The sequence below is a fragment of the Nocardia sp. BMG111209 genome, from assembly GCF_000381925.1.
Taxonomy (GTDB): domain Bacteria; phylum Actinomycetota; class Actinomycetes; order Mycobacteriales; family Mycobacteriaceae; genus Nocardia.
Genome location: NZ_KB907307.1, coordinates 3,044,275 through 3,051,213 on the forward strand (window position 1 = coordinate 3,044,275; position 6,939 = coordinate 3,051,213).

Below are 6,939 nucleotides of genomic sequence, written 5' to 3' on the forward strand. Positions count from 1 at the left end.
GCGCAGGTACGAATCCCGCACCGGACGAGGCGAATCGGATAGTCGCCGATGATGTCAGGAAATGCTGATGGCCTGTTCCGGGCAGGAATGCGCGGCCTCGCGGACGGCCTCCTCCTGATCGACGGGCACATCCTCGCTGACGGGGGTCGAGTGGCCGTCGATTTCGCTGAGCTGGAATGCTTTGGGGGCGATCATGGCGCACAACGTGTGACCCTGGCAACGCTGCGGATCGATACTGACCTTCAAGTCGGTACTCGCATTCTTATTCCGGAGAATTTTGTTCTCTTCGGAGTCTATCCGGCGTTGCCGCTCGTGGGACCGGTTTGCGCCGACCAGGTCCGATCAGAATACTGTTCTTATGGGTGAGAATCTCGTTACTTCCGCCGGCGGCGAACCGACCCCCGCCGGGGGTGACGTCGCCAGCCGCATCGCGCAGCGATCGCTGGCCAAGCGCGAGGCCGGCTACGCCAACGAGATCCGGCGGCTGCTCGACGCCGCGCTCGCCGAGATCCGCACCCGGGGCACCACCGCGCGCATCCGGGTCGCCGATGTGGTCGCGGCGGCCGGGCTGTCCAATGATGCCTTCTACCGCCACTTCCCGTCCAAGGACGCGTTGCTGGGGGCGCTGCTGGAGGACGGCACCGAACGCCTGATGGGCTACGTCACCCATCAGATGAGCAAGGAGACCACGCCGGAGGGCCGGGTCCGCCGCTGGGCGGCGGCGGTGCTGTCCCAGGCCACCGACGACATCGCCACCACCACCCGGGCCATCCTCTGGAACGCGGGCGGGCCGACCACCGATTTCGAATCCGGCCCGCCGCTGCCCGGCAGCCGCCTGGGCGGGCTGTTACGCCCGGCCCTGGCCGAATTGGGCAGTGCCGACCCGGATTTCGACGCGTCGGTGATCTCCCACGCCACCGTCGGCGTGCTCACCGACTACCTGTGGCGGCGGGCCCAGCCCACCCCGGACGACGTGGACCGCATGGTCGCCTTCGCCCTGCGCGTGGTGACCCCCGCCTGACCGCCGCGCTCAGCGGGCGGCGGCGGCCAGTTGTACGGCGGCGAGCACTCCGCCGTCGACCAGCAGGTCGATACCGTTGAGGAAGGATGCGTCATCGGACAGCGCGAACGCGACCACGCCCGCCACCTCGTCGGCCTGCCCCAGCCGGCCCAGCGGTGTGGTGTCGATCAGCTTCTGGATCGACGGATGCGCCGCCGCCTCCTGTATCTGCTGCGGCGTCTCGATGGTGCCCGGCGAGATCGAGCAGATCCGCGCCCGCGCGGCGCCGAGCCGGACCGCCTCGTACTTCACGAAGCGGTGCACCCCGCGCTTGGCCCAGGTGTAGGCGTAACCGGTGTCCTCGAGACCCGGTCCGACCACCTCGCGCAGCCGGTCCGGGAAGTCCGGCGCCAGCGGATCGTCCAGGACGGCGATCGCGGCCGGATCCGGCTGCGACGGGTCCAGCAGCGGCGCCATCGAGGCGAAGCAGGTGAAGGCCGTGCCCTCGACGGCCAGCGGCCGCAACGCCTCGGCCAGCTGTGCGGTGGCGACCAGATCGACGGTCAGGATGCGCCGCCAGTCGGCCATCGTCGGCGAGATGCCCGCCGCGTGCGCGACCGCCCGCAGCGTCCCCAGTTCGGCGGTCCGGGCGGCCAGCCGGGCCAGCCCGTCGGTATCGGTGACGTCGAGAACGAACGCCTCGACGGCCGCCCGGCCACCGGCCAGTTCGGCCGCGGCGGCCTGTGCGGTCGCCTCGTCGCGATCGACCAGCAGCAGCACGTCGACCGCGCCGGTCAGCCGTTTCGCGCAGGCGAGGCCCATCCCTCGTCCCGCGCCGGTCACGATGCCCACGGTTGTCATATCGAGTCCTCTCTCGTCAGGCCGGTGCGGCCCAGCACTGCCGCAGGCCGGATTCGGCGCGGCGGTCGACCAGTTCGATCCGGAATCCCCGCTCGGCGGTCAGGAAGGCGAAGAACAGCTCGCCACCGGCCGGATCCGCGCCGGGCATGGGCCGCAGCGCCTCCACCCGCCAGCCGTGCCGGGTGAGTTCGGCGACATCCGCGGCGACATCGTCGGCCCAGTAGCCGAGGTGGTGGATGCCGCCGCCGGCCACCGGCTCCCACATCGTGCCCGCGACCGCGCTGACGATCTCGAGCCGCGGCTCCTCGATGGAGAACTGGCAGGTCAGCTCGACCTCCGTGGCCCCGGACGGCAATTCGACGGCGACCGGATTGGTCATCCGCACACCCCAGCGGTAGCCGAGCGTCGCGGTCAGCGCGTCGACGGTCGCGTCGAAGTCGGTGGTGACGATGCCCAGGTGGAACTGGTCCTCGGCCCTCATGCCACACCCCTTCGCACAGCGAACTTCTTCTCGTCAAGAATTGCGTTCTGTAACACGAGAAGGATATTCTCACCTTTCGAGAGGAGGCGCAATGTCGTGGGATTTCGAAACCGAGCCCGAGTACCAGAAGAAGTTGGACTGGGCCGACGAGTTCGTTCGTGAGGAGGTCGAGCCGCTGGACCTGGTGTGGGAGCACCAGCAGTTCGTGCCGCTCGAGGGCAAGCGGCGGGAGGCCATCCAGCCGCTGAAGGAGGAGGTGCGCCGTCAGGGACTGTGGGCCACCCACCTCGGCCCCGATCTCGGCGGGCAGGGCTACGGCCAGCTCAAGCTGGCGCTGCTGAACGAGATCCTGGGCCGCTCGTCGTGGGCGCCGATCGTGTTCGGCTGCCAGGCGCCCGACACCGGTAACGCGGAGATCATCGCCCACTACGGCACCGAGGCACAGAAGAAGCAGTACCTGCAGCCGCTGCTCGACGGCGAACTGTTCTCCAGCTATTCGATGACCGAGCCGCAGGCCGGCGCCGATCCGACGCAATTTCAGACGAAAGCGCATCGGGACGGCGACGATTGGATCATCAACGGCTGGAAGTTCTTCTCCTCCAACGCCGCGACCGCGTCGTTCCTCATCGTGATGGCCGTGACCAATACGGAAGTCAGCCCGTACCAGGGCATGTCGATGTTCCTGGTGCCGACCGACACCCCCGGCATCAACATCGTCCGCAACGTCGGCCTGTACGGCGAGCCGATGAACGAGGGTCAGCACGCGCTGATCCACTACGAGAACGTGCGCGTGCCCGCGGAGGCCCTGCTCGGCGGCGAGGGCCAGGCGTTCGTCATCGCGCAGACCCGCCTCGGCGGCGGTCGCATCCATCACGCCATGCGCACGATCGGCTTGGCGCAGAAGGCGATCGACATGATGTGCGAGCGCGCGCTGTCGCGCACCACCCAGGGCAGCAAGCTGGCCGACAAGCAGTTCGTCCAGGGCTACATCGCCGACTCCTACGCCCAGCTCACCCAGTTCCGGCTGTTCGTGCTGCACACCGCGTGGAAGATCGACAAGTACAACGACTACAAGAAGGTCCGCAAGGACATCGCCACCGCGAAGATCGTGATGCCGACCGTGCTGCACGACATCGCTTGGCGCGCAATGCAGATCCACGGCGCCCTGGGCACCACCAACGAGTTGCCGTTCTTCCGGATGATCCACGGCGCCGGCGTGATGGGCCTGGCCGACGGGCCCACCGAGGTGCACAAGATGACCGTCGCCAAGCAGGTGCTGCGCGACTACAAGGGCACCGACGACATGTGGCCGTCGGAGTGGATCCCGCGCAAGCAGGACGAAGCTCGCGCGAAGTACGCCGCATTCCTGGAACACGAGGTTGGAAACCTATGAGTGAGCTTGCGAACGAATCAATGACACAGGGCGAGAACCCGCAACCCACCATCGACTCCGCGCGGCTGTTCGCGTGGATGGACGAGCAGGGCCTGCCCGGTAAGGGTGAGCCCGCCGAGCTGTCCTTCCTGTCCGGCGGCACGCAGAACGAGATCTATCTGATCACCCGCGGCGAGCACCGCAGCGTCATCCGGATCCCACCGGCCGGCGCCCCGGCCGAGCGCGACGAGGGCATCCTGCGCGAGTGGCGGATCACCGCCGCGCTGGACGGCACCGACGTGCCGCACACCCCCGCGATCGCGGTGTGCACCGACAATTCGGTGCTGGGCCGCACCTTCTACCTGATGGGTCATGTGGACGGCTGGTCGCCGATGAGCACCCGCCGCAAGTGGCCCGCGCCGTTCGACACCGATCTCGCGCTCCGCGCCGGCCTGGGTTATCAACTGGCCGAGGGCATCGCGCTGCTGTCCAAGGTCGATTGGCAGGCGCAGGGCCTGACCGGTCTGGGCCGTCCGGAGAATTTCCACGAGCGTCAGGTCGAGCGCTGGACCACGTTCTTCGAGCGGATCAAGGGCCGGGAGCTGCCGGGTCTCGATGTCGCCGCCGACTGGCTGCGCAACCACCGCCCGCTGGACTACATCCCCGGCATCATGCACGGCGACTACCAGTTCGCGAATGTCATGTTCCGCCACGGCGCTCCGGCCCAGCTGGCCGCGCTGGTGGACTGGGAGATGGGCACCGTCGGCGATCCGAAGCTGGACCTGGCGTGGATGGTGCAGGGCTGGCCCGCCGACACCACCTCCGCCGACGCCGCCACCGCGAGCTACGTCGACATGCAGGGCATGCCGAGCCGGGACCAGGTCGTGGCCCATTACGCCGAGGTCTCCGGCCGTCAGGTGGACGATCTGGACTACTACCTCGTGCTCGCGAAGTGGAAGCTGGCTATCGTGCTGGAGCGTGGCTTCCAGCGCGCCGGTGACGATCCGAAGCTCCAGAGCTTCGGCCCGGTCGTGGCGGATGCCGCGAAGGCGGCCGCGGAGCTGGCCGAGACCACGGACTACAAGGGGTAGATGGCATGAGCGACAGCGCAATCAACGCGGACCAGGTGATCGTCGAGCGGCGCGGCAATGTGCAGCTCATCCGGATCAATCGGCCCGAGGCGCGAAACGCGTTGAACGGGGCCGTGATCCAGGGCATCGGCCAGGGCGTGCTGGAGGCCGAGAACGATCCGCAGCTGCGCGCGATCGTGCTGATCGGCACCGGCGACAAGGCCTTCTGCGCCGGTATGGATCTCAAGGAGTTCTCCGCCGGCGGCACCGGCGCCGGACTGGGCTCGAGTGAGGCCGGCGAGGCGTACCAGCGGCTGTCCCGCGGGCAGGTGTCCGTGCCGGTGATCGGCGCGGCCAACGCCACCGCCGTGGGCGGCGGGCTGGAGCTGCTGCTCAGCGCCGATCTGATCGTCGCGTCCAGCGCCGCGAAATTCGGCTTCCCCGAGGTGAAGCGCGGCCTGTACGCGGCCGGCGGCGGCACCGACGTCGGCACCCGCATTCCGCTGAACGTCGCGCTGGAGCTGCTCCTGACCGGTGATCCGATCACCGCCGAGCGGGCCTATCAGGTCGGCCTGGTGAACATCATCGCCGAGCCGGAGCAGGTGCTCGACGCCGCGCTGGCGGTGGCGGAGCGGATCGCCGCCAACGGCCCGCTGGGCCTGGCCGCCTCGAAGGAACTGGCCCGGCTCGCGGTGACCGATCACGCCGAGGCGCGCCGGCGCCAGGGCGAGCTGCAGAAGTCGGTGTTCAGCAGCGCGGACGCCAAGGAGGGCGCGATGGCCTTCCTCGAGAAGCGGTCCCCGGACTGGCAGGGCCGATGACCGGAGTCCGCGCGGTCGTCTGCCACGCCTACGGCCCGCCGGAATCGGTGAGCCTGGCGGAACTGCCCGCCCCCGACCTCGCCGCAGGGCAGGCCCGGGTGCGGGTGGCCGCGGCGGCGGTCAACTTCCCCGACGTCCTGGTGCTCGCCAACGAGTACCAGGTGAAGGTCCCGACGCCGTTCGTGCCCGGGAGCGAGTACGCGGGCGTGGTCACCGAGGTCGCCGCCGATGTCACCACGGTGACCGTCGGCGACCGGGTCACCGGCACCGGCATCGTCGGCGCGTTCGCCGAGGAGGTCGCGGTCGCGGCGACGGGACTGACGGCCATCCCCGCGGGCGTCGACTTCCGGGACGCGGCGGCCTTCGGGGTCGCGCACCGGACCGCGTATCACACGCTGCGGTCCGTGGCGCGGCTCACGGCCGGGCAGCGACTGCTGGTGCTCGGCGCCGGTGGCGGCGTCGGGCTGGCCGCGGTGCAACTGGGTGTCGCGCTCGGCGCCGAGGTGATCGCCGTCGCCTCCTCGGACGACAAGCTGGCCGTCGCCGGGCAGTACGGCGCGAAAACCCTGGTGAATTATCGATCCGGGGATCTGCGCACGCTGTTGAAACAGGCGCTGCCCGACGGCGCGCACGCGGTGGTCGATCCGGTCGGCGGCGATCTGTCGGAGCCGGCGCTGCGCGCGCTGCGCCGCGGCGGGCGGTTCGTCACCGTCGGTTTCGCCTCCGGCACCATCCCGCGCATTCCGCTGAACCTGGTGCTGGTCAAGGGGATTCAGGTCCTGGGCTTCCAGTTCCAGGATCTCGATCCCGACGAGTTCCGCCGCAACGAGACGGAACTGCGCGAGCTGCTCGCCACCGGTGCGGTACGCCCGCACATCGGCGCGGTGTATCCGCTGGCGGAGACCGCGGCCGCCCTGCGCGAGGTGGCCGACGGCAAGGCGATCGGCAAGGTGCTCATCGATCTCGCCGGATGAGTTCGGTCGTGGCATGTTCCGTGGCGGATCGATCCGCCACGGAACATGCGCGCGCGATCCGAATGTTTTCGGAATCCACATGAAACGACGAGAGAGAATTTCTTCCGATCCATACCGGCGCGACACCGGCCCGGGTATCGGCTATTTACAGTGTCTTAACATTCCCGCGGGCCTGCCGGCGATCGGACGACGCCTTTTCCGGAAATACGACCGCCGCGGCGATCCGATCGTGCACAGCCCGCACCCATGTAGCGCACAGCGGTGGCCGGATTGCGCCGGGTGTGGTAAGCGCGCCGATCAGTTGCGTAGCGGAGACACCGTTGCATCATGATCGGCCGTTCAATTGTAAGGTGACCGGTT

The 6,939-nt window shown here is 68.9% G+C and carries 8 protein-coding genes; 5 read left to right on the forward strand and 3 right to left on the reverse strand.

Annotation, left to right across the window (positions count from 1 at the left end):
• Window positions 1–54 precede the first annotated feature (54 nt).
• Window positions 55–246 (reverse strand): ferredoxin, encoded by a 192-nt coding sequence (locus G361_RS0114010; protein ID WP_026343014.1) that lies wholly within the window; start codon window positions 244–246, stop codon window positions 55–57.
• A gap of 112 nt (window positions 247–358) precedes the next feature.
• Between G361_RS0114010 and G361_RS0114015 the strand changes: the two genes are divergently transcribed.
• The gene (locus G361_RS0114015; RefSeq protein WP_019927716.1) at window positions 359–1,021 is read left to right on the forward strand and encodes a TetR/AcrR family transcriptional regulator; all 663 of its coding nucleotides are present in this window, start codon (window positions 359–361) and stop codon (window positions 1,019–1,021) included.
• 9 nt (window positions 1,022–1,030) lie between these two features.
• Here G361_RS0114015 and G361_RS0114020 read toward each other — a convergent pair whose 3' ends face one another.
• Window positions 1,031–1,861 carry an SDR family oxidoreductase gene (locus G361_RS0114020; protein WP_026343015.1) on the reverse strand — a complete coding sequence of 277 codons (831 nt, stop codon included), beginning with the start codon at window positions 1,859–1,861 and terminating at the stop codon, window positions 1,031–1,033.
• Window positions 1,862–1,877: 16 nt separating this feature from the next.
• A complete protein-coding gene (locus G361_RS0114025) occupies window positions 1,878–2,342 on the reverse strand; it encodes a VOC family protein (RefSeq protein WP_019927718.1) in 465 nt (154 codons plus the stop codon).
• A gap of 91 nt (window positions 2,343–2,433) precedes the next feature.
• Here G361_RS0114025 and G361_RS0114030 point away from each other — a divergent pair, with 91 nt between their 5' ends.
• Genes G361_RS0114030 through G361_RS0114045 form a run of 4 tightly spaced genes read left to right on the forward strand, consistent with a single transcriptional unit; the run spans window position 2,434 to window position 6,579 of the window.
• Entirely contained in the window at window positions 2,434–3,735 is a 1,302-nt protein-coding gene (locus G361_RS0114030; protein ID WP_019927719.1) for an acyl-CoA dehydrogenase family protein, read from the forward strand.
• Entirely contained in the window at window positions 3,732–4,805 is a 1,074-nt protein-coding gene (locus G361_RS0114035) for a phosphotransferase family protein (RefSeq protein ID WP_369797897.1), read from the forward strand. The genes G361_RS0114030 and G361_RS0114035 overlap by 4 nt, the downstream gene beginning before the upstream one ends.
• 5 nt (window positions 4,806–4,810) lie before the next feature.
• Window positions 4,811–5,605: an enoyl-CoA hydratase-related protein gene (locus G361_RS0114040; RefSeq protein WP_019927721.1), complete on the forward strand. Its 795-nt coding sequence runs from the start codon at window positions 4,811–4,813 to the stop codon at window positions 5,603–5,605.
• Window positions 5,602–6,579: an NADPH:quinone oxidoreductase family protein gene (locus G361_RS0114045; RefSeq protein WP_019927722.1), complete on the forward strand. Its 978-nt coding sequence runs from the start codon at window positions 5,602–5,604 to the stop codon at window positions 6,577–6,579. Before G361_RS0114040 ends, G361_RS0114045 begins: the two co-directional genes overlap by 4 nt.
• Window positions 6,580–6,939: the final 360 nt, after the last annotated feature.